Origin of the sequence: Mesorhizobium sp. B263B2A (assembly GCF_020165775.1) — a bacterium.
Classification (GTDB): Bacteria; Pseudomonadota; Alphaproteobacteria; order Rhizobiales; family Rhizobiaceae; genus Mesorhizobium; species Mesorhizobium opportunistum.
This window is the reverse complement of sequence record NZ_JAIUIU010000016.1, coordinates 34,726-54,115: the sequence shown is the minus strand read 5'-3', so window position 1 is coordinate 54,115 and position 19,390 is coordinate 34,726. Positions and strand designations below refer to the sequence as shown.

Here is a 19,390-nt window from a genome sequence, read left to right as displayed (position 1 = left end):
CGTCGACCGCGCGTTCCCTCTATATCGCCCGCGTGCGACACCGATGTGACACGCAGGCGGGCGGCTGCTCCATGCCCGGCATAGTCGGACGATCGGCATCAAGCCTTTGGAAAGGAGAGATGTGGTTCTCTCGGGAAGCGCAAGCGCTGGAGGCGCTGCCGAAAGACGAGGCGATAGGCGGGCGAATGGATATCTTTGGCATCAAGACGCTGTTGATCTGCGCGCTGATCTTCATTCCGTTCGAACATCTGTTCGCCGAGCGGCCGCAGAAGATCTTCCGCAAGGGCCTTGGTGTCGATCTGCTCTATCTGATGTTCAACGCCTTTGTCATAAAGGTGGCCATGGTCATCATGGCGGCGGGTATCCTTGGCGTCGTTGCAATCCTCATCCCGCGATCGGTAACGCAGGCCGTCAGTGGCCAGCCTATCTGGCTTCAGGTTGCCGAAATCACCCTGGTCACCGATATCGGCGTCTACTGGGCGCATCGGGCCTTTCACAAAATCCCGGCACTTTGGAAGTTCCACGCGGTTCACCACGGTATTGAGGAGTTGGACTGGCTCGGGGCCTTCCACTCCCACCCGGTCGACGCAATCGTCACCAAGGCGATATCGCTGACCCCGATCCTTCTGCTTGGCTTTTCGGAAGGCGCGATCGCCGTCTTTTCGTTTATCTATCTCGGGCACACGATGCTCGTTCATTCGAACCTGCGGATTCCGTTCGGCCCGTTGAAGTGGCTGATCGCCGGCCCGCAGTTCCATCGCTGGCACCATGCCAACCAGCGCGAAGCCTATGACAAGAACTTCGCCGGGCAGTTGCCCTTCCTCGATCTGGTGTTCGGCACCTACAACGCCACCGGCGACAAGGTGCCCGACAAATACGGCGTCGACGATCCGATCCCGTCCACCTATTTCGGCCAGGTCGGCTATCCGTTCATGCCCCGCAAGAAACCATCGGATCGCGTCGCGCCAGGCCCCGAAACCCGGCAGCCGGCATCGACGGAGCACGGCCCGTTGCCGCCGGTCTTGCCCGACATTGGCGGCATCGCCTGATTGCCTCGAGGCCAGGGCGCCTTTCCACGGGCAAGCATTTTGCGTCGAATCGGCTAAGTCTTGCGGCATGAACGAGACCTCACTCTATGCGCCGGTGAAGCGGTTCCTCGAAAGTCTCGACTTCGTCGTGAAAGGGGAAATCGGCGGCTGCGACATCGTCGCGCTGCGCGAGGGTGAACCGCCGGTCGTGGTCATCTGCGAGCTGAAGCTGCAGTTCAATCTGGAACTGGTGCTGCAAGGCGTCGACCGTGCGGCCGCCTGCGACGAAGTGTGGCTGGCGGCACGCATGTCGGCGCGCGGCAAGGGGCGCGAAAGCGACGCCAGGTTCCGCAATCTCTGCCGCCGGCTCGGCTTCGGCCTGCTCGGCGTGACCGCGAACGACCGGGTCGAGGTGCTGCTCAGCCCGGTCGCATTGGCGCCGCGCAAGAATGCGCGCAAGCGCTCTCGGATCGTCGATGAGCACCAGCGCCGTCGCGGCGATCCGGTCGTGGGCGGCGGAACGCGCAATCCGATCATGACCGCCTACCGCCAGAGCGCCCTCACCTGCGCCGCCGCGATGATGGATGGACCCAAGCGGCCGCGCGACCTGAAGGCCTTGACGCCGATCGCGCCGAAGATTCTGCAGCACAATGTCTATGGCTGGTTCGCGCGTGTCGACCGCGGTCTCTACGACCTCACCGATGCCGGCCGCGCCTCGCTGGTCCGCTGGCCGCAGGCTTCGCACGATGAGGCCGACACGAGATTTTGATTGCGCCGCCCCCCTGAAAGCGGGCGCTTGCCGAGCATGAAGCGCCCCGCTTGGTTGATTTGTCAGATAAAATATGCTGCTAGTCCCGCCCATGAATAGACCCTGCATGATGGCCATCGCGTCCCTGGCGCTGGCTTTTCCGGCCAGCGCGATGGACAACGCATTGCGTGCCGGACTGATGAAACTCGATCCGCAAACCCGCCTAGAACAGCGCTGCGACGCCGAGGTCCTGGACCGGATCACGCATGACGATCGCAAGTTCAAGGCCGACCGTGTCGTTGCCTATGCCTTCGCGACGCCCGAGATGAGCGCCGACGCGATCAAGAGCTCGGGTGCGGCGTTCCGCAGCAAGGGACAATGGTACCGGCTGAAATTCAAATGCCAGACCGGGCCGGATCATATGGAAGTTCTCCAGCTCCGCTACCGGATCGGTGACGAGATTCCCGAGACCGACTGGGCGAAGTACAATCTCTACGACTAGCTCGTCCGCCGGCGATTGCTGACACCCCTGTAATGCCACGGCCACGAAAGTGGTTTTCAAGCGTTGTCCATTGCTGCGTCTTGACGCCAGCGGACCATGCCTTTAGGCCCGTCTGGACAGTCGACGACGAACACTCGGCGCGAACGAGCAAGGGCCTCCTGGTCGATGGAAATATTCACTGCCGCGGGCTTATCGGCTCTTCTCCAGGTCATCGCCATCGACCTTGCGCTCGCCGGCGACAATGCCATCGTCATCGGCCTCGCCGCGGCGGGTCTGCCCGTTAACCAACGCAAACAGGCCATTCTCGTCGGCATCGCGGCGGCCACCGTTCTGCGCATTTTCTTCGCCCTGATCACGCAATGGCTGCTGACCATCGGCCCCATTCTGCTCATCGCCGGCGGCCTGCTGCTGCTCTGGGTCTGCTGGAAGATGTGGCGCGAACTGCGCGTCAGCCACGAGCAGGAGCGCGATGCGACCGAAGCGCTGTCGAATGGCGACTTCGACAAGGACGGCGTCATTGGCGGCAAGGGACCGAGCAAGACCTTCTCGCAGGCCGCGTGGCAGATTGTCATCGCCGACGTTTCGATGTCGCTCGACAACGTTCTGGCCGTAGCCGGAGCGGCCATGAACCATCCGACGGTGCTGATCATCGGGCTGGCCTTGTCGATCGCGCTGATGGGCTTTGCCGCGTCGTTTGTCGCACGCCTGCTGCACAAATACCGCTGGATCGCCTATATCGGCCTGGCGATCATCCTCTACGTCGCGGTGAAGATGCTGCTTGATGGCGCCGTGCAGCAATTTCCCGATCACTTCGCCTTCCTGGCGCCATGGTTTGGACCGGGAGGCGGCCACTAACCGCTCCTGGAGCAGCCCTGCTCGCGACGGTTCGCAATGTCCTGGCCTGTCGTCCGGTTTGCTTGATCAGGCAAGCCATGCTATTGCGCCGCGCGTATTGGCTTCTGCCAAGCGCCTCAGACCGACATCTATAGCGACTTGAGGCCGGCCCGTTTCGGCCTGTACCCCCATTGGAAACTTGCCTATGTCCGCCCCTCGCGTCAGTTTCGTCAGCCTTGGATGCCCGAAGGCCCTTGTGGACTCCGAGCGCATCATCACGCGGTTGCGCGCCGAGGGCTATGAGATCGCCCGCAAGCATGATGGCGCGGATCTTGTCGTCGTCAACACCTGCGGCTTCCTCGATTCCGCCCGCAACGAGTCGCTCAACGCCATTGGCTCCGCGCTGTCGGAAAACGGCAGGGTCATCGTCACCGGCTGCCTCGGCGCCGAGCCGGACGTGATCCGCGAAAAGCATCCCAACGTGCTGGCGATCACCGGGCCGCAGGCCTATGAGAGCGTCATGGCCGCCGTGCATCAGGCCGCTCCTCCTTCGCACGATCCCTATATCGACCTTTTGCCGCCGCAGGGTGTCAAGCTGACGCCACGCCACTATGCCTATCTCAAGATTTCGGAAGGCTGCAACAACCGCTGTACCTTCTGCATCATTCCGGCTCTTCGCGGCGATCTCGTCTCGCGGCCCGCTGCCGACGTGCTGCGCGAGGCCGAGAAGTTGGCCAAGGCCGGCGTCAAGGAACTGCTCGTCATCTCGCAGGACACCAGCGCCTACGGCATCGACATCAAGTACCAGACGTCGATGTTCGGCGACCGCGAAGTGCGAGCGAAATTCCTCGATTTATCGGAGGAACTGGGCAAGCTCGGCATCTGGGTGCGCATGCACTACGTCTACCCCTACCCGCATGTCGCCGACGTCATCCCGCTGATGGCCGAGGGAAAAATCCTCCCCTATCTGGATATCCCGTTCCAGCATGCCTCGCCGCAGGTGCTGAAGAACATGCGCCGGCCCGCGCACGGCGAAAAGACGCTCGAGCGCATCCGCGGCTGGCGCGACGTGTGCCCCGATCTCGCCATCCGCTCGACCTTCATCGTCGGCTTCCCCGGTGAGACGGACGACGATTTCGAGATGCTGCTCGACTGGCTGGACGAGGCAAAAATCGACCGCGCCGGCTGCTTCAAGTACGAGCCGGTCCGGGGCGCCCGCTCCAACGACCTCGGCCTCGAACAGGTGCCGCAGGAGATCAAGGAAGCGCGCTGGCATCGTTTCATGCAGCGCCAGCAGAAGATCTCGGCGACGCAGCTCGCCAAGAAGGTCGGCAAGCGCCTGCCGGTGCTGATCGACGAAGCGCACGGCACATCGGCAAAGGGCCGCACCAAATACGACGCGCCCGAGATCGACGGCTCGGTCCACATCCAGTCGCGCCGTCCGTTGCGCGCCGGCGACATCGTCACCGTCAAGATCGACCGTGCCGACGCCTACGATCTTTACGGTTCGGCGGTCTGACGGCTGCCGAAAGGGCGCCTTTGCGGCACCCTCGTTTTGGCAATTTTTTCGTCAGAGCTTCACGGACTGGATTGCAGACAGGGACCGGTCGATACCCTGATTGAGGGTCTTGTCCAGTCGCGAGCCGGCGGACTGGCCTTCGATCACCGACAGCCTCGCGGCAAATCCCAGATGGTAATCCACGAACCACTCGGGCCGCGGCTCGGGCTCCGGAAACGGTCCCCACCACGGAGGTAGCTTCGGCAGCTTTGGTAGCGTCGGGCACCAATCGTCGAGGTCGCTCAGCACCCCTTTCATGTCGAGCCCGCCTCGCTCGGCGATCCATGCGTGGCGCACGAATTCGTCGGCTATCGCGGCGCCCAGCTCGTGAGGCGGGAGCGGCTGAGGATTGAGGGCGATTTGTGCAAGCCGCCCCTGTGGTCCGCGCGGAATGACGTCATAGATGGCTGGAATACGCCTACCAATAATGGCTAGGAGTTTTTTATTCAATTGCATAAGATTTTCTCCTGCTGACGTTCGTAACGCCGGCCAATTTTGTCCGGGTCGCAAGATGAACATGTAAGTAAAAAGGCAAATGCGTCTGTGAAGGCGGTCACGGAACTGCGTTACAGACAATTGCGCCCGGCCGGATGCTTCTGCCGCCATTTACCAAATTTCGCGATGGTTCAGGCCTCTTAACCCGCTCAGCCGCGATCCGCACTATGGTCTCAGGACCATAAATGCGGGAATTCGGATGGATACCAGACCTGCCGGGCAGGATTACATCGCGACGCTGGACCTGCTCAGGCTGGCCGCGGCACTTGCCGTCGTGCTCTTCCACTATTTTTTTCGTGGCGCGGCCGCCGAAGGTGTACTTGCCGTGGGCTATCCCGATGCCGCGCCATTCGCCATCTATGGCTACCTCGGCGTCAATCTGTTCTTTCTGATCAGCGGCTTCGTCATCGCGTGGTCGGCGGAAAGCCGCAGCTGGCACCAGTTTGCGATCGCCCGTTTCGTTCGCCTCTATCCCGGCTTCCTGTTTTGTATGACGATCACCTTCATCGTCATCGCTTCGGTCGGTGCACCGCTGTTTGCAACCTCTCTCAGACAGTATGCCGCCAACCTGTCGATGTTCGCGCCGGCTCTCGGCCAGCCTTTCATGGACGGCGTCTACTGGTCGATCGTGCTTGAACTGGTTTTCTACGGATGGGTGACGCTGGCCCTGCTCACCGGTGTTTTTCAGAAGCGCAAGCTTGGGTTGATCTTCATCTGGCTGGCGATATCGGCGTTGAACGAATTCTTCGTCGGCAGTCACGCGGCAAGGCTGTTGTTCATCACCGAGTTCGGCCCGTTTTTCGCCGCAGGCGTGCTGGTCCACCATCTGCATGCGCATGGCCGGTCGTGGCCGGCCTTGGCGCTGCTTGGCGCCGCTTTCCTGTTGTCCTGCGGCACGCTTTCGGTGACGCAGCACTGGATGCTGAATGAATATGGCCTCGCCGTTTCGCAGCGCCCTCTCTGGGCCGCCAATGTCGTCATGCATGGCGCGTTGATCGGCGCGGTCCTGCTGCGCGATCATGTCAGGCCGTCCGCTCTGACGCTGGCGCTCGGCGGGCTGACCTACCCGCTCTACCTCCTGCATCAGAACATCGGCTATCTCGCCATCGATGCCGCCGCACCGTTGATTGGCAAATGGCTCGCGGCGTTCGGTTGCATCGCGGTTCTGCTCGCCTTTTCCTGGGCGATCTGGCGCTACTGGGAACGACCGGCTCAACGGCGGCTCAAGACGTGGCTTGGCCATGCCGTGGAAGCCGTCCTGGCAAGGTTTCGGGCCGCTCCTGGCCGAGCCCAACCCGCCAAATGACCAACCCACCGAATGAAAAGGGCGCCGCGCGGCGCCCTCTCCGTTCGATATCCGTGCAAGCTTACTGCGGCAGCTTGTCGTCGACGCCCTTGACGTAGAAATTCATGCCGAGAAGCGTGCCGTCGTCGGCGACTTCGCCGTCCTTCAGCCATGCCGAGCCGTCCTGCTTGGCGATCGGTCCGGTGAAGGGGTTCCAGCCGCCAGCGATCTTCTTCTCGGTCGCCTCGGCCATCGCCTTAACGTCGTCTGGCATGTTGGTGTAGGGCGCAAGCTTCACCGCGCCGTCCTTGATGCCGAGCCAGACATTGTCCGGCTTCCAGCTGCCGTCGATGGCCGCCTGGACCCGGCTGATATAGTACGGACCCCATTCGTCGGTCAGCGAGGTCAGCTGCGCGTTCGGCGCGAACTTGATCATGTCGGAAGACTGGCCGAAGCCGTGCAGCTTGCGCTCTTCGGCCACCTGCAGGGCAGCGGTCGAATCGGTGTGCTGGACAATGATGTCGGCGCCCTGGTCGAACAGGGCCTTGGCGGCATCCGCTTCCTTGCCCGGATCGAACCATGAGTTCACCCAGACGATCTTGGCCTTGAAGTTCGGGTTGATCGACTGCGCGCCGAGCATGAAGGAGTTGATGCCCATCACCACTTCCGGGATCGGGAAGGAAACGATGTAGCCGGCGACGCCGGACTTCGATTCCTTGGCAGCGATCTGGCCAAGCACGTAGCGGCCTTCATAGAAGCGCGCATTGTAGATGCCGAGATTGTCCGATGTCTTGTAGCCGGTGGCGTGCTCGAACATCACCTTCGGGAACTTCTTGGCGACCTTCACTTCGGCGTCCATGAAGCCGAACGAGGTGCCGAATATGATCTTGCAGCCCTCGCGCGCCAGCCGCTCGAAGGCACGGTCGGCATCGGGACCTTCGGAGACGTTCTCCAGGTAAGCGGTTTCGACCTTGTCGCCGAGCGCCTTCTCGACTTCGAGCCGGCCCTGATCATGCTGGTAGGAGTAGCCGAAATCGCCGATCGGGCCGGTGTAGACCCAGCAAGCCTTCAACTTGTCGGCAGCCTCCGCTGACGCCGCCAGCGACAAGGCCGCTGTCGTCGTCATCAGGGCAATAAGCAGTTTCTTCATTGTGTTACCTCTCTGTGTTAAGCCTTGGAGCTTCCCGTTTTCTATTGTTGTCAACGATCCGGAACGAATGGCTGCCCCAGGGATGCCGGCGTGTTCATCATCGTCAGACGCTTGTTGCGCGAGATTAGAACGAGAACCACGACGGTTGCCAGATAGGGCAGAGAAGAAAGCATCTGCGAGGGCACCGGAATGCCAAAAGCCTGTGCATGAAGCTGGCCAATCCACACCGCGCCGAAGATGTAGGCGCCGGCCAGCACCCGCCACGGCCGCCATGACGCGAACACCACCAGCGCCAGCGCGATCCAGCCACGGCCCGCGCTCATGTTCTCGACCCACTGCGGCGTATAGACCAGCGACAGATGGCCGCCGGCAAGGCCGGCGCAGGCGCCGCCGAAGATGACCGAGAGATAGCGGTAGCGGATGACCCTGATGCCGAGCGCATGCGCCGAGGTATGGCTGTCGCCGATCGAGCGCAGCGTGAGCCCGGTGCGGGTCTTGAACAGGAACCACATCACGGCGGCCGTCAGCGCGATCGAGATGTAGAAGATCGGATCCTGGCCGAACAGCAGCCTGCCAACTATGGGTATGGAGCTGAGGCCGGGAATATCGAGATTGGGCAACCTGACGCCGGGCTGGCCGACGAAGCTGGTCCCGATCATGCCGGAGAGGCCGAGGCCGAGCAGCGTCAGCGACAGGCCGGTCGCCACCTGGTTGGTGGCCAGCGACAGCGTCATGACGGCAAACAGCAGCGAGAACGCCGCCCCCATGGCGATCGCCGCCAAAAGGCCGATCCAGGGCGAGCCGGTCAGGTAGCCGGCGCCGAAGCCGCCGACCGCGCCCATGATCATCATGCCTTCGACGCCGAGATTGAGCACGCCAGAACGTTCGACCACCAGTTCGCCGATCGCCGCGATCAACAGCGGCGTCGCCGCCGTGGCGATGGTCAGGAGGATGTTGACGGTGATGTCCATCAGCGGGCTTCCTTCAACTTTGGCGCGGCTTCGAGCTTTGCAGGAGCTTCCTGTTTCGTCAGCGCCAGGCCGATCAGGCGGATGCGGTAATGGATGAGCGTGTCGCAGCCGAGCACGAAGAACAGCAGCATGCCCTGGAAGACGCGCGCCACCTTGTCGGAAATGCCGAGCGCGCTTTGCACCGCCTCGCCACCGAGATAGGTCAGCGCCAGCACCAGGCCGGCGGCGACGATGCCGAGCGGATTGAGCCGGCCAAGGAATGCGACGATGATGGCGGTGAAGCCGTAGCCGGGCGAGATCACCGGCTGCAATTGCCCGATGGCGCCGGAGACTTCCGAGATGCCGGCCAGACCTGCCAGCGCGCCCGACAGCAGGAAGGCGAAGAACACCATCCGGCTGAGGCCGAAGCCGGCGAAGCGCCCTGCCCTCGGGCTGGAGCCGAGCACGCGGACTTCGAAGCCTTTCAGCATGCGGCCCATCAGGATCCAGATCAGCACCGCGGCAACCAGCGCGAAGACGAAACCCCAATTGGCGCGTCCGGCGTCGGGCATCAGTTCCGGCAGCACGGCCGAGTCGCCGAACTGGATCGTCTGCGGAAAACCATGGCCTTGCGGATCGCGCCATGGGCCACGCACCAGCCAGTCGAGGAAGAGCTGGGCGACATAGACCAGCATCAGGCTGGTCAGGATCTCGTTGGTGTTGAACTTGGTCTTCAAAAGCGCCGGGATCGCCGCGTAGGCCGCACCGCCGACCATGCCGAGCAGAAGCATCAGCGGCAGCACCAGCGGCCCTTCGAATTGCGGAAACAGCACCGGAATGGCGGAGCCGAAGATGGCGCCGAAGATGAACTGGCCTTCGGCGCCGATGTTCCAGATGTTGGCCTTGTAGCAGACGGACAGGCCGACGCCGATCAGGATCAGCGGCGCCGCCTTGATCGCCAACTCATGCAACTGCCAGACCTGGCTGATCGGCTCGATGAAATAGATCCGGAACGCAGTCAGCGGGTTGACGCCGAGCAGCGCGAACAGCACCGCGCCGGCAATGATCGTCAGCGCGAAGGCAATGAACGGCGAAAGTGCCGAAAACAGCGCCGAGCGCTGCGGGCGTTTGACGAGTTCGAGGCGCATCATGCCGTCTCCAGCGTGTGTTCGGCGTGGCCGGGCTCGGCGCCGCCCATCAGCAAGCCGATCTTCTCGAAGGTTGCTTCGGCGATCGGCAGCGGCTTGGAAAGTTCGCCATTGTGCATGACGGCGATGGCATCCGATATTTCGAACAGCTCGTCGAGATCCTGGCTGATGACCAGCACCGCCGATCCGCTGCGCGACAGTTCGATCAGCGCCTGCCGGATGTGAGCGGCGGCACCGGCATCGACACCCCATGTCGGCTGGTTGACCACCATGACGCTGGGCCGGCGGTCGAGTTCGCGGCCGACGATGAACTTCTGCAGATTGCCGCCCGAAAGTGCCGCGGCTTCCGGATCCGGCGCGCTCTTGCGCACATCCATCGCTTCGATGATGCGTTGGGCGGCGGCGTAGACAGCACCGCTCTTCACCATGCCGCCGGTGCCGACAAAGGCCTTGCCGTCGGTTGCATGGCGCGACAGCAGAAGGTTTTCCGAAAGTTTCATGCGCGGTGCCGCGCCATGGCCGAGGCGCTCTTCCGGCACGAAGGCGGCACCCAGCAGCCGCCGTCCGGTGATGGTGAGGCCGCCGGCATCCTTGCCGCGGATGCGCACCGAGGCAGAATCCTGTTGCAGGACTTCCCCCGAGACGGATTCGAAGAACTCGCCCTGGCCATTGCCGGCGACGCCCGCGATGCCGATCACCTCGCCGGCGCGGACATTCAAGCTGATGTTCTTGAGCGGAATGGAGAACGGCGTTGCCGGTTTGCGGGTAAGGTTGCGGATTTCGAGCAGCGGCTGTGCGGTTTCGATCCCCTCGACCGGCGCGCGCACCACGGCCTGCACTTCGTTGCCGACCATCATGCGGGCCAGCGATGACGCCGTCTCCTCGCGCGGGTTGCAGTGGCCGACCACCTTGCCGTGCCGCAGCACGGTCGCGCGGTCGCAGATGCGTTTGACCTCTTCCAGCCGGTGCGAAATGTAGAGGATCGATTTGCCTTCCGCGCGCAGCCGCTCCAGCGTCTCGAACAGCTTGTCGGCCTCCTGTGGCGTCAGCACCGAGGTCGGCTCGTCGAGGATGATGAGCTGCGGCGTTTGCAGCAGGCAGCGGATGATCTCGATGCGCTGGCGCTCACCAACCGACAGGTCGCCTACCAGCGATTCAGGATCGAGCGGCAGGCCGTAGCTGTAGGAAAGCGCCCTCGCCTTGGCGGCGATGCTGCTGATCGGCGAGCCGTCATCCAGCGACAGCGCGATGTTCTCGGCCGCGGTCAGCGCCTCGAACAGCGAGAAATGCTGGAACACCATGCCGATGCCGAGCTTTTTCGCAGCACCTGGACTGGTGATCCGGACCGCCTGGCCGTTCCAGAAAATCCCGCCGGAATTGGGTTCCAGCGAGCCGAACAGCATCTTGACCAGCGTCGACTTGCCGGCGCCGTTTTCGCCGAGCAGCGCGTGGATTTCACCTCTGGCGATGTTGAGATCGATATGATCGCACGCCGTCAGTGTGCCGAATATCTTGGTCAGGCCACGAACCTCGAGCAGGTTCGCCCCATCATGATTTGCACTCACAGTGCCTCCCATCCGTATTGCCGGATATGTTCTGTGTTCCCGCAAGCATGGTAGGCGCCGCCGGCTCTCAACGGAAAGCGGCACGCGTCTTGAAAGAGCTTCAAGAATTTCAGCGGAAATTCAAGGGATAACAAGGCTGGCGGGACTAAGGAACGAGAATTGTCGTTCCGGTGGTCCTGCGGCCTTCGAGATCCGAGTGCGCCTTGCCTGCATCCTTCAGCGCATAACGCTGGTTGATCTTGATCTCGACGGCGCCGCTCAGCACCACCTCGAACAGGGCCTTCGCCGAGGCGTCAAGGTCCTCGCGCTTTGCGTTGTAGACGAACAGCGTCGGCCTCGTGGCGAACAAGGAGCCCTTCTGGGCCAACAGCGACATCGAGAACGGCGGGATCGGCCCCGAGGATTGGCCGAAGCTGACGAACATGCCGAGCGGCCTCAGGCAGTCGAGCGAGGCCGGAAATGTGTCGTTGCCGACCGAATCGTAGACGACGTCGCATTTCCTGCCGCCCGTGATGGCCGCGACGCCGGCGACGAAATCCTGTTCCTTGTAATTGATGACATGGTCGAAGCCGTGCGCCCTGGCGAGCTCGATCTTGTCGGTCGAGCTTGCCGTGCCGATGACGGTTGCGCCCAGATGTTTCGCCCATTGGCCAAGGATGAGCCCGACGCCGCCGGCCGCGGCATGAAACAGGATCGTGTCGCCTGCCTTCACCTTGAAGGTCCGGCGCAGGAGATATTCGGCGGTCATGCCTTTCAGCATCATCGCCGCGGCCTGTTCGTCGCTGATGCCATCCGGAACCTTGACGACCCGGCTGGCATCGATGACGCGCTCCTCGGCATAAGCACCTGTCGTCACCGCATAGGCGATCCGATCGCCCGGCTTCAGCCAGTCGACGTCCTGCCCCACCTTCAGCACCACCCCGGCGGCCTCGCTGCCCGCGATGAGCGGGAATCCGCCCGGCGGCGGATAGAGGCCGGAGCGATGATAGACATCGATGAAATTGAGGCCGATCGCCGTATGCCTGACCAGGATCTGCCCCGAACCCGGCTGGCCGGGATCGGCATCCTCGTAGGTCAGAACTTCCGGGCCGCCATGGGCGTGGATGCGGATCGCTTTGGACATGGATGGGCTTCCTCGAGACGTGGGCTGGTCAGGCCTTCTTGGCACCAAGATTTGGAAAGAACTGCATGATGCCACCGATGCAGGCGAGGTAAAGCCCGGTAACGGAAATACCGATCTTGGTGAACGTGCCGACCTGTTCGCCAAGCACGCCGATCTGGTCGTAGAAGGCCGCGAGAGCCGCCTGCGCAAGCGCAAGCGCGCCGAAAGCGCACCACAATAGCGTCATTGTCAGATTGATGCGCCGCAGCCGCACCACCCGCACCGGGTGAATGAAATTGATCGGGACGAAGGTCAGGATGCCGGCCACCACCACCACCGCGAACGAAACCCATTGTCCCGGCTCGATGACAAACAGCGTGAACACCACCATGTTCCAGACGACGGGGAACCCCTTGAAGAAATTCTCCTTCGTCTTCATGCCGGTGTCGGCATAGTAGATCGCGCTGGAGACGACGATGATCGCCGCCGACAGGAACGACAGGCCCTCGCCCATGAAGCCGCGCTGGTAAAGCGCGAAGGCCGGGATCAGCACATAGGTCACGTAGTCGATGATGTTGTCGAGCATTTCGCCCGACCAGGTCGGCAGGATTTCCTTGACCTCGAGTTTCCTGGCGATCGGCCCGTCGATGCCGTCGACGAACAATGCCAGCCCGAGCCACCAGAACATAGCAGTCCAACGCTCTTCGCTCGCCGCCACAAGCGACAGGAAGGCCAGGAACGAGCCCGAGGCGGTCAGCAGATGCACCGAGAACGCCCTTGCCTGCGGCCAGGTGACTTTCTTCCTCGGCCGCGGAATCCGGTCCGCGATCTTCTTGGCGGCTTTTCTGGCAGCCGTATTCCTGGCCGCCAAGTTCCTGGGCGCCGAGTTCTTGGGCGCCAAGTTCTTGGGCGTTGTGTTCTTGCTCACGGGCCCCGCCAATCCAGCTTGCAGATTTCGGCCGAGCGGCCGGCAAAATTCCAGTTGCGGCCAAAGGCCCGCATCTTGCTCTTGTCGGATTTGGCCACGATGATCTCCGGCGCGATCCAGTATTCCGAATTGCTGATCACCGTATCCTTCTCGCGATCCTTGCCCGCTATCGGCGTCACCGCCCCGTCGATGATCTTCGGTATCTGGAAGATGCGCGTCTTGTCCCGCGTCTCATAGGTGATCGGGACCTGTTCGACGCCCAGGAATTTTCCGACGAGGATCGACAGCAGCGACGTGGTCCCGCCCGCCTTGCCGGTGAAGATCTTGGTCAGCGCCTTGACGGCGTAGATCGAGGCGCGTTGGTCGATGAACAGGCCCGCGGTCCAGTTGCCGCGGCTCATGTAGCCGGGGATTTCCATGACCAGTCCCAGGTTGAGGCCGGAGAGGTCGACCTCTCCGAAATGACCGGCATCGATACGGAAACCCGCCCAGGTCTGGCAATAGCCCTCGGTTGGCGGATGACTGCCAAGCGACAACACGCAAGGGCAAAAAACCGTGCAATTGCAGGAGAGTACGAGCTCTCCTTTCATTGCCCAGCCCGGATCTGTCATTGAATTTCCCCCACTCAAAGCGAGACTACTAGCAGCGCGGCTGCCCAGACAAGCAGTATCGCACCGGCCAGCCGGGTTGGAAGACGGCTCGCCGTTTGTTTTTCGATGAGGGTGAACAGACCGATCAACGCCATCCAGAAGACGTTCATGACGCCGACGGCGAACATCACCAGCATCAGCGCCCAGCAGCAGCCGAAACACCATAAGCCTTGCGCAACTCCGAGCCGGAAGACGCGGACGGCTCTCGCGCTCCAGTTCGAAAACAGGATCGAGAACGGGTTCCGGCATTTCTTCAGGCAGGCCTGCTTGAGGCCGCTGAACTGGTAGAGGCCGGCAACCAGCAATGCGAAGGCGCCGGCGATGCCCAGCACCGGATCGTACATCTGGCCGGACGCGGCGGATGCATGCACCGCAAGCGTCAGCACCGCGAACATCGCGGAGGCGAGGAACCAGACGCTGAGATACCCTGCGACCAGCACCAGCGGGTGGACGACGGGTTCCCCCTTGATCCGTGCCGTATCGGCGATCTCGCAATAGGTGCGGATCATCGGCGCCGCGGAAGGCAGCATCGCCGCGATCGCCATCAGGAACCACATCAGGATGAGCGCCAAGGCGCGCGGGCCGATGCTTCCCTCCAGCGGCGCCGGCGACAGGCAGAGCGCGAAGAACCGTTCCAGGACATCGGGCAGCGGCAGTTGCGGCAGGTGGCGCAGCAGAGCGTCGCCGGGCGCGCTGCCGCCGGTCTCGGCGCCGCGGATCGCCATAGCGGCCAGGAACAGCCAGGCAAGCGCGATGCCGGCGCCCACAACGACGTTGACCGTCAAGCGCGGGTTGCGTGCAATGTCGGCCATGGCGCGGCCGGCGCGGTCGAGATGGCTGAAGTCGTCCTGGTGGCCGGTCATGGCAACCGAATGGGCCGAATCGCCGCGTTGATCAAGCCGCATGATCTGACCTATATGCTCAGCAACTGGCAGGCCGGGTGGCCCGCCTCGCACAGCAAGCCGGAAACCGATCTTGGAGCGTAAGCAAACAGCACGGATACTGGTCGCCGGCACAGGGCCGGCGGGACTGATCGCGGCACTTGCCTTCGCCGATGCCGGTTTCCGGGTAACGCTCGTCGGGCCGGAGGCTTCGGTCCCCGATGGGCGCACCACGGCCCTGATGAACCCTGCTTTGAAGGTGCTTGAACGGCTCGGCGTGCTCGAAGACATCAAGCCCAACGCCGCACCCTTGAAAGTGATGCGCATCGTCGATGCGACCAGCCGGCTGATCCGCAGTCCCGTCGTCACCTTCCGCGCCAGCGAGATCGATGAGGACCAGTTCGGGCTCAATCTGCCCAACGCCGTCTTCGGCCCCGCACTGGCCAGCAAGGTTGCCGCGCATCCGGGGATCGAACGGCTGGTGTCGATGGTCAAGACCTGGCATCTCGACGCCGACATGGCCCATGCCGCTCTCGCCGACGGCAGCGAGGTCGGCGCATCGCTGGCGGTCGCCGCCGATGGACGCCTGTCGCCCGCCCGCGAGGCAGCGGGCATTTCGACCGCGTCGCGCTCCTATCCTCAAGCCGCGCTCGTCCTGAACTTCCATCATAGCCGCGACCACGCTTCCACCTCTACGGAGTTCCATACCGAGACCGGTCCGTTCACGCAGGTTCCGCTGCCCGGCGATCGCTCGAGCCTCGTCTGGGTGGTCAAGCCCGAGACCGCCAGGGAGCTTGCCGCATTGGACGACGCAGCGCTCTCGTTGCGGGTCGAGCAGCAGATGCAGTCGATGCTGGGCCGGGTGACCGTGGAGCCGGGCCGCCAGATTTATCCGCTTTCGACCGTGACCCCCCTGCGCTTTGCCCGGCATCGGGTGGCGCTTGTCGGCGAGGCCGCCCATTTGTTCCCGCCGATCGGCGCGCAGGGTCTCAACCTGGGCATCAGGGATATTGACGATCTGGTTGGAATCGCGAGCGAAAATCGTGAAGACCCCGGCGAGCCCAAGGCGCTGGCCGCCTACGATTTCAAACGCCGGCCCGACATCCTGGCGCGCAGCAGCGCTGTCAATCTGCTCAACATGTCGCTGCTTTCCGACATGCTGCCGGCGCAGATGGCGCGCGGTGCCGGTCTCGGCGTGCTCGGGGGCGTTGCACCGCTGCGTGCCTTTTTCATGCGCGAGGGACTTCGTCCCGGCAGCGGCTTTGCAGCACTTGCGGGTGGCCTGCGAAAACCGGTGCGGCGAAACTGACGATCTTGCGGATTTTGCCGCGATATCGCGACTTCAATCAAAAACTTTGCTCCGCGCGCTGCGTAGCTTGAAGACGCTAAAAACGCTTCGGGATTGAATTGACTCGGAGTCTGCGCCAAATAAAGCCAAGGAATTCAGTGGTGAGTACGATGAAAACGGCCAAATTCGCGATCGGACAGGTGGTTCGCCACCGGTTGTTTCCGTTTCGTGGCATCATTTTCGACGTCGATCCACAATTCGCCAACACCGACGAATGGTACGAGGCCATCCCCGCGGACGTGCGGCCAAGCAAGGATCAGCCATTCTACCATCTGCTCGCCGAGAATTCGGAAACCGAATACATCGCTTACGTATCCGAGCAGAATCTGCTGGCGGATCAGTCGGGCGAGCCGGTTCGCCATCCGCAGATCAAGGAGATGTTCGACAAGAGGCCGGATGGACGCTACGAGCCGAAACGGCAGTCCAGACACTGATTTTCCGGCATTCCGGATGCGGCCAGGAACGAAAAAAGCGGGGCATGGCCCCGCTTTTTCTTTGGCTTCGGTATTGGCCCGATGCCGGTGATCAGTTGGCGGTCTTCGCCTTGTCCTGTTCGTCCTTGAGCTTCTTGGCGAAGTCCTGGTTGTTCTTGGCGACGAAGTCCTGCAGCTTCTTCTGCCGGTCCTCGATGTCCGACTGCTGCAGCGGCGGGCCGTCATAGGCGCCGCTGAAGCCCTGCAGCGCGATCTTGATCGGGTTGGCCTGGTTCTGGAAATTGATCGAGGTCAGCGTGATCCCCTGGCCCTTCTTGAACGAGGCGACAAGCTGGTCGGTCAGCGGCACTTCGGCCACGCAACGGTCCGGGAAGCAGATGACATAGTCGAGCTTCTGCGCCTTGCCGGTGTCGATCTGCAGGCCGATGCCGGGAGGCACGAGGCGGCCCGTCGGGACCGTCACCTGGAACACCTTGCGGTTCACCTTGCCCTTGAGCTCGATCAGGCTGACACCGGTGACGAGCTGGCCGTTGCCCGCGGTGACGATATTCTGGACGTTGCAGATGTCGACGTCTTCCTGCTTGGTGCAGGCCTTGAACCAGCCCTGTGGAATCTGCGGCTGCTGCTGTGCGGAAGCAGCGGGAAGCCCTGCACCCAGAAAGCCGACCACGCCCGCGGCCATGACCGAAAGGCGGTACGCATTGCTGTTCAGGCTCGTCATGTCGTGCACTTCCTCTCAAATAATCCCGGGACCGGCTTCTTCGCGCCGCGTGGTCCAGCTACCTGTTGCCGAAATGAGGCAACAGAATGACTTCGGACGGCGTGTTACACTGCAAGTGGTGTCGAATCCAGCCCGCCCACTTGTAATTCTTGATGACACCATTGGCCGGCACGCAGCCGCCTCATGCTAGTGTGCGCATCGAATCATCAAGCCGACCTGTTAAGGAGACGGTCATGGGCCGCGTTCTTGTTTGGCTGATCACCGCGATATCGTTTCTCACCCTGCCGCAGCCAGCGCTTTCGGCGCCAAAATACGCCATTGCGATGCAGGGCGAACCGGCCCTGCCGCCGGACTACACCCATTTCAGCTATGTCAATCCCGACGCGCCGAAGGGTGGCAACATCACCTATTGCGTCGTCGGCAGTTTCGACAACCTCAACCCTTTCATCCTGAAGAGCCTACGCACGACGGCGCGCGGCATGATGGACACGATCTTCGGCAATCTGGTCTTCGAGCCGCTGATGCAGCGCAGTGCGGACGAGGCTTTTACCCTCTATGGGCTGCTGGCGGACAGCGCCGACATGGACCCGGAGCGCAAGAGCATTGAATTCCATCTCAACCCGAAGGCCAAATGGTCCGACGGGCAGCCGGTGACACCCGAAGACGTGCTGTTCACCTATGATGTCTACACGCAGAAAGGCCGTCCGCCCTACAGCGACCGCATGGCCAGGATCGCCAAGCTGGAAAAGACCGGCGACCACAGCGTGCGCTTCACCTTCAACGACAAGGCCGATCGCGAGTTTCCGCTGATCATCGCGCTGACGCCGATCATCCCCAGGCACGCCTTCGCCATGGACACGTTCGACAGGACGACGTTGAAGCCGTTGATCGGCAGCGGTCCCTACACGATTGCGCAGGTGCAGCCCGGCCAGCGCGTCGTCTTCAAGCGCAATCCCGACTACTGGGGCAAGGACGTTCCCGCCAAGCGCGGCTTCGACAATTACGACCAGATCACCATCGAATATTTCCTCAACGCCAACGCCAAGCTCGAAGCGTTCAAGAAAGGCCTTTGCGCCATCGACGATGACGGCGATCCGGTCAAGCGCGAGCGCGATCTCGACTTCCCGGCGTTCCATAAGGGCGAGGTGGTCTCTGAAACCTTCGACACCGGCATTCCGCCTGTGGTGACCGGCTTCTTGTTCAACACCAGGCTGCCAAAGTTCTCCAATCCGGTGGTTCGGCGCGCGCTCGGCATGCTTTACGATTTCGAATGGGCCAACAAGAACCTGTTCGGGGGCAAATACGCGCGCACGATGAGCTATTGGCAGAACTCCGAGCTTTCCGCGCTCGGCCATCCGGCCGACAACAGGGAAAAGGCGCTGCTGGCGCCCTACCCCGGCCGCGGGCCGGCCGACGTGATGGACGGCACCTGGAAACCGCCGGTGACCGATGGTTCGGGCCAGGACCGCAAGGTGTTGAAGACGGCTTTCGATCTCCTGAAAAGCATCGGATACCACCTGCAGGGCGGCACGATGCTCGATCCCGACGGCAAGCCATTCGGTTTCGAGATCATGACCTCTTCGCAAGACGAGGAGCGCCTGGCCGGCATCTACCAGCGCACATTGGAGAAGATCGGCATCAACGTCAGCATCCGCAGCCTTGACGGCGACCAGATCCAGTCGCGCAAGCAGCGTTTCGATTTCGAGGTGCTGGTCGGCTCGAGCGGCTTCAACAATTCGCTCTCCCCAGGCATCGAGCAGATCGGGCGTTGGTCGTCCAACGCCGCCAGGACCGAAGGATCGTTCAACCTCGCCGGCGTCGCCGACCCGGCGATCGATGCCGCGATCGAGGCAATGCTACGGGCCCGCTCGAAGGAAGATTATGTCGCCGCCGTCCGCGTCCTCGACCGGCTGCTGATCTCGGGCAACTACATGGTGCCGATGCAGTACAACACGCAGCAATGGCTTGCTTACTGGAATTATCTGGAACATCCGAAGAAGACGCCCATATTCGGTTATCAACTGCCAACATGGTGGCGCAAGCCGAACTGAAAATCCGGAGAT

General features: G+C 62.4%; 19 protein-coding genes. 9 read left to right on the top strand and 10 right to left on the bottom strand.

Going from position 1 to position 19,390, the window contains the following annotated elements; genetic code table 11:
* Positions 1-119 precede the first annotated feature (119 nt).
* The 5 genes from LB568_RS22855 to rimO all read left to right on the top strand — a co-directional run bounded on the left by LB568_RS22855 (position 120) and on the right by rimO (position 4,631).
* Positions 120-1,049 (top strand): sterol desaturase family protein, encoded by a 930-nt coding sequence (locus LB568_RS22855; RefSeq protein ID WP_224731291.1) that lies wholly within the window; start codon positions 120-122, stop codon positions 1,047-1,049.
* Between the two features lie 67 nt (positions 1,050-1,116).
* A complete protein-coding gene (locus tag LB568_RS22850; protein WP_224731290.1) occupies positions 1,117-1,797 on the top strand; it encodes a DUF2161 domain-containing phosphodiesterase in 681 nt (226 codons plus the stop codon).
* A gap of 73 nt (positions 1,798-1,870) precedes the next feature.
* Positions 1,871-2,278, top strand: coding sequence for a DUF930 domain-containing protein (locus LB568_RS22845; RefSeq protein WP_032927719.1), 408 nt, complete (start codon positions 1,871-1,873; stop codon positions 2,276-2,278).
* A 165-nt stretch (positions 2,279-2,443) separates the two neighbouring features.
* Positions 2,444-3,133 carry a TerC family protein gene (locus LB568_RS22840; RefSeq protein ID WP_224731289.1) on the top strand — a complete coding sequence of 230 codons (690 nt, stop codon included), beginning with the start codon at positions 2,444-2,446 and terminating at the stop codon, positions 3,131-3,133.
* A 184-nt stretch (positions 3,134-3,317) separates the two neighbouring features.
* A complete protein-coding gene (rimO, locus tag LB568_RS22835) occupies positions 3,318-4,631 on the top strand; it encodes a 30S ribosomal protein S12 methylthiotransferase RimO (protein WP_224731288.1) in 1,314 nt (437 codons plus the stop codon).
* 51 nt (positions 4,632-4,682) lie between these two features.
* Here the strand turns inward: rimO and LB568_RS22830 are convergent, their stop codons facing one another.
* Entirely contained in the window at positions 4,683-5,126 is a 444-nt protein-coding gene (locus LB568_RS22830; RefSeq protein ID WP_224731287.1) for a hypothetical protein, read from the bottom strand.
* 238 nt (positions 5,127-5,364) lie between these two features.
* Here LB568_RS22830 and LB568_RS22825 point away from each other — a divergent pair, with 238 nt between their 5' ends.
* Positions 5,365-6,471 (top strand): acyltransferase family protein, encoded by a 1,107-nt coding sequence (locus tag LB568_RS22825; protein ID WP_224731286.1) that lies wholly within the window; start codon positions 5,365-5,367, stop codon positions 6,469-6,471.
* A gap of 61 nt (positions 6,472-6,532) precedes the next feature.
* Here LB568_RS22825 and LB568_RS22820 read toward each other — a convergent pair whose 3' ends face one another.
* The 8 genes from LB568_RS22820 to LB568_RS22785 all read right to left on the bottom strand — a co-directional run bounded on the left by LB568_RS22820 (position 6,533) and on the right by LB568_RS22785 (position 14,848).
* Positions 6,533-7,600: a BMP family ABC transporter substrate-binding protein gene (locus LB568_RS22820; protein WP_224731285.1), complete on the bottom strand. Its 1,068-nt coding sequence runs from the start codon at positions 7,598-7,600 to the stop codon at positions 6,533-6,535.
* Positions 7,601-7,650: 50 nt separating this feature from the next.
* On the bottom strand, positions 7,651-8,571 hold the full coding sequence (locus LB568_RS22815; protein WP_013895593.1) for an ABC transporter permease: 921 nt from the start codon (positions 8,569-8,571) through the stop codon (positions 7,651-7,653).
* A complete protein-coding gene (locus LB568_RS22810) occupies positions 8,571-9,701 on the bottom strand; it encodes an ABC transporter permease (RefSeq protein WP_013895592.1) in 1,131 nt (376 codons plus the stop codon). Before LB568_RS22810 ends, LB568_RS22815 begins: the two co-directional genes overlap by 1 nt.
* Complete coding sequence (locus LB568_RS22805) at positions 9,698-11,275, bottom strand: ABC transporter ATP-binding protein (RefSeq protein ID WP_041164228.1); 1,578 nt, start codon at positions 11,273-11,275, stop codon at positions 9,698-9,700. The genes LB568_RS22810 and LB568_RS22805 overlap by 4 nt, the downstream gene beginning before the upstream one ends.
* Positions 11,276-11,408: 133 nt before the next feature.
* Positions 11,409-12,386: a quinone oxidoreductase family protein gene (locus LB568_RS22800; RefSeq protein ID WP_013895590.1), complete on the bottom strand. Its 978-nt coding sequence runs from the start codon at positions 12,384-12,386 to the stop codon at positions 11,409-11,411.
* A 28-nt stretch (positions 12,387-12,414) separates the two neighbouring features.
* Positions 12,415-13,194, bottom strand: coding sequence for a phosphatidylcholine synthase (pcsA, locus tag LB568_RS22795; RefSeq protein ID WP_280739558.1), 780 nt, complete (start codon positions 13,192-13,194; stop codon positions 12,415-12,417).
* A gap of 95 nt (positions 13,195-13,289) precedes the next feature.
* Positions 13,290-13,904: a DUF1326 domain-containing protein gene (locus tag LB568_RS22790; RefSeq protein WP_013895588.1), complete on the bottom strand. Its 615-nt coding sequence runs from the start codon at positions 13,902-13,904 to the stop codon at positions 13,290-13,292.
* Between the two features lie 14 nt (positions 13,905-13,918).
* Positions 13,919-14,848 (bottom strand): DUF2182 domain-containing protein, encoded by a 930-nt coding sequence (locus tag LB568_RS22785; RefSeq protein WP_013895587.1) that lies wholly within the window; start codon positions 14,846-14,848, stop codon positions 13,919-13,921.
* A gap of 70 nt (positions 14,849-14,918) precedes the next feature.
* On the opposite strand from LB568_RS22785, the gene LB568_RS22780 reads away from it, so the two are divergent.
* Positions 14,919-16,133: a UbiH/UbiF family hydroxylase gene (locus tag LB568_RS22780; protein WP_013895586.1), complete on the top strand. Its 1,215-nt coding sequence runs from the start codon at positions 14,919-14,921 to the stop codon at positions 16,131-16,133.
* A 149-nt stretch (positions 16,134-16,282) separates the two neighbouring features.
* Entirely contained in the window at positions 16,283-16,606 is a 324-nt protein-coding gene (gene hspQ / locus LB568_RS22775) for a heat shock protein HspQ (protein WP_041164227.1), read from the top strand.
* Between the two features lie 91 nt (positions 16,607-16,697).
* Here the strand turns inward: hspQ and LB568_RS22770 are convergent, their stop codons facing one another.
* A complete protein-coding gene (locus tag LB568_RS22770) occupies positions 16,698-17,327 on the bottom strand; it encodes an invasion associated locus B family protein (protein WP_013895584.1) in 630 nt (209 codons plus the stop codon).
* 233 nt (positions 17,328-17,560) lie between these two features.
* On the opposite strand from LB568_RS22770, the gene LB568_RS22765 reads away from it, so the two are divergent.
* Positions 17,561-19,378, top strand: a complete 1,818-nt coding sequence (locus tag LB568_RS22765) for an extracellular solute-binding protein (RefSeq protein WP_224731284.1) — start codon at positions 17,561-17,563, stop codon at positions 19,376-19,378.
* The last annotated feature ends 12 nt before the right edge of the window (positions 19,379-19,390 follow it).

Bases quoted from the DNA above. Each gene is read 5' to 3' on its own strand.
- LB568_RS22830 (WP_224731287.1), bottom strand. From the start codon at position 5,126: ATGCAATTGAATAAAAAACTCCTAGCCATTATTGGTAGGCGTATTCCA.
- LB568_RS22810 (WP_013895592.1), bottom strand. From the start codon at position 9,701: ATGATGCGCCTCGAACTCGTCAAACGCCCGCAGCGCTCGGCGCTGTTT.
- LB568_RS22840 (WP_224731289.1), top strand. From the start codon at position 2,444: ATGGAAATATTCACTGCCGCGGGCTTATCGGCTCTTCTCCAGGTCATC.
- LB568_RS22825 (WP_224731286.1), top strand. From the start codon at position 5,365: ATGGATACCAGACCTGCCGGGCAGGATTACATCGCGACGCTGGACCTG.
- LB568_RS22785 (WP_013895587.1), bottom strand. From the start codon at position 14,848: ATGCGGCTTGATCAACGCGGCGATTCGGCCCATTCGGTTGCCATGACC.
- LB568_RS22800 (WP_013895590.1), bottom strand. From the start codon at position 12,386: ATGTCCAAAGCGATCCGCATCCACGCCCATGGCGGCCCGGAAGTTCTG.
- LB568_RS22850 (WP_224731290.1), top strand. From the start codon at position 1,117: ATGAACGAGACCTCACTCTATGCGCCGGTGAAGCGGTTCCTCGAAAGT.
- LB568_RS22770 (WP_013895584.1), bottom strand. From the start codon at position 17,327: ATGACGAGCCTGAACAGCAATGCGTACCGCCTTTCGGTCATGGCCGCG.
- LB568_RS22820 (WP_224731285.1), bottom strand. From the start codon at position 7,600: ATGAAGAAACTGCTTATTGCCCTGATGACGACGACAGCGGCCTTGTCG.
- hspQ (WP_041164227.1), top strand. From the start codon at position 16,283: ATGAAAACGGCCAAATTCGCGATCGGACAGGTGGTTCGCCACCGGTTG.
- LB568_RS22765 (WP_224731284.1), top strand. From the start codon at position 17,561: ATGGGCCGCGTTCTTGTTTGGCTGATCACCGCGATATCGTTTCTCACC.
- LB568_RS22845 (WP_032927719.1), top strand. From the start codon at position 1,871: ATGCTGCTAGTCCCGCCCATGAATAGACCCTGCATGATGGCCATCGCG.
- LB568_RS22815 (WP_013895593.1), bottom strand. From the start codon at position 8,571: ATGGACATCACCGTCAACATCCTCCTGACCATCGCCACGGCGGCGACG.
- LB568_RS22855 (WP_224731291.1), top strand. From the start codon at position 120: ATGTGGTTCTCTCGGGAAGCGCAAGCGCTGGAGGCGCTGCCGAAAGAC.
- LB568_RS22790 (WP_013895588.1), bottom strand. From the start codon at position 13,904: ATGACAGATCCGGGCTGGGCAATGAAAGGAGAGCTCGTACTCTCCTGC.
- LB568_RS22805 (WP_041164228.1), bottom strand. From the start codon at position 11,275: ATGGGAGGCACTGTGAGTGCAAATCATGATGGGGCGAACCTGCTCGAG.
- rimO (WP_224731288.1), top strand. From the start codon at position 3,318: ATGTCCGCCCCTCGCGTCAGTTTCGTCAGCCTTGGATGCCCGAAGGCC.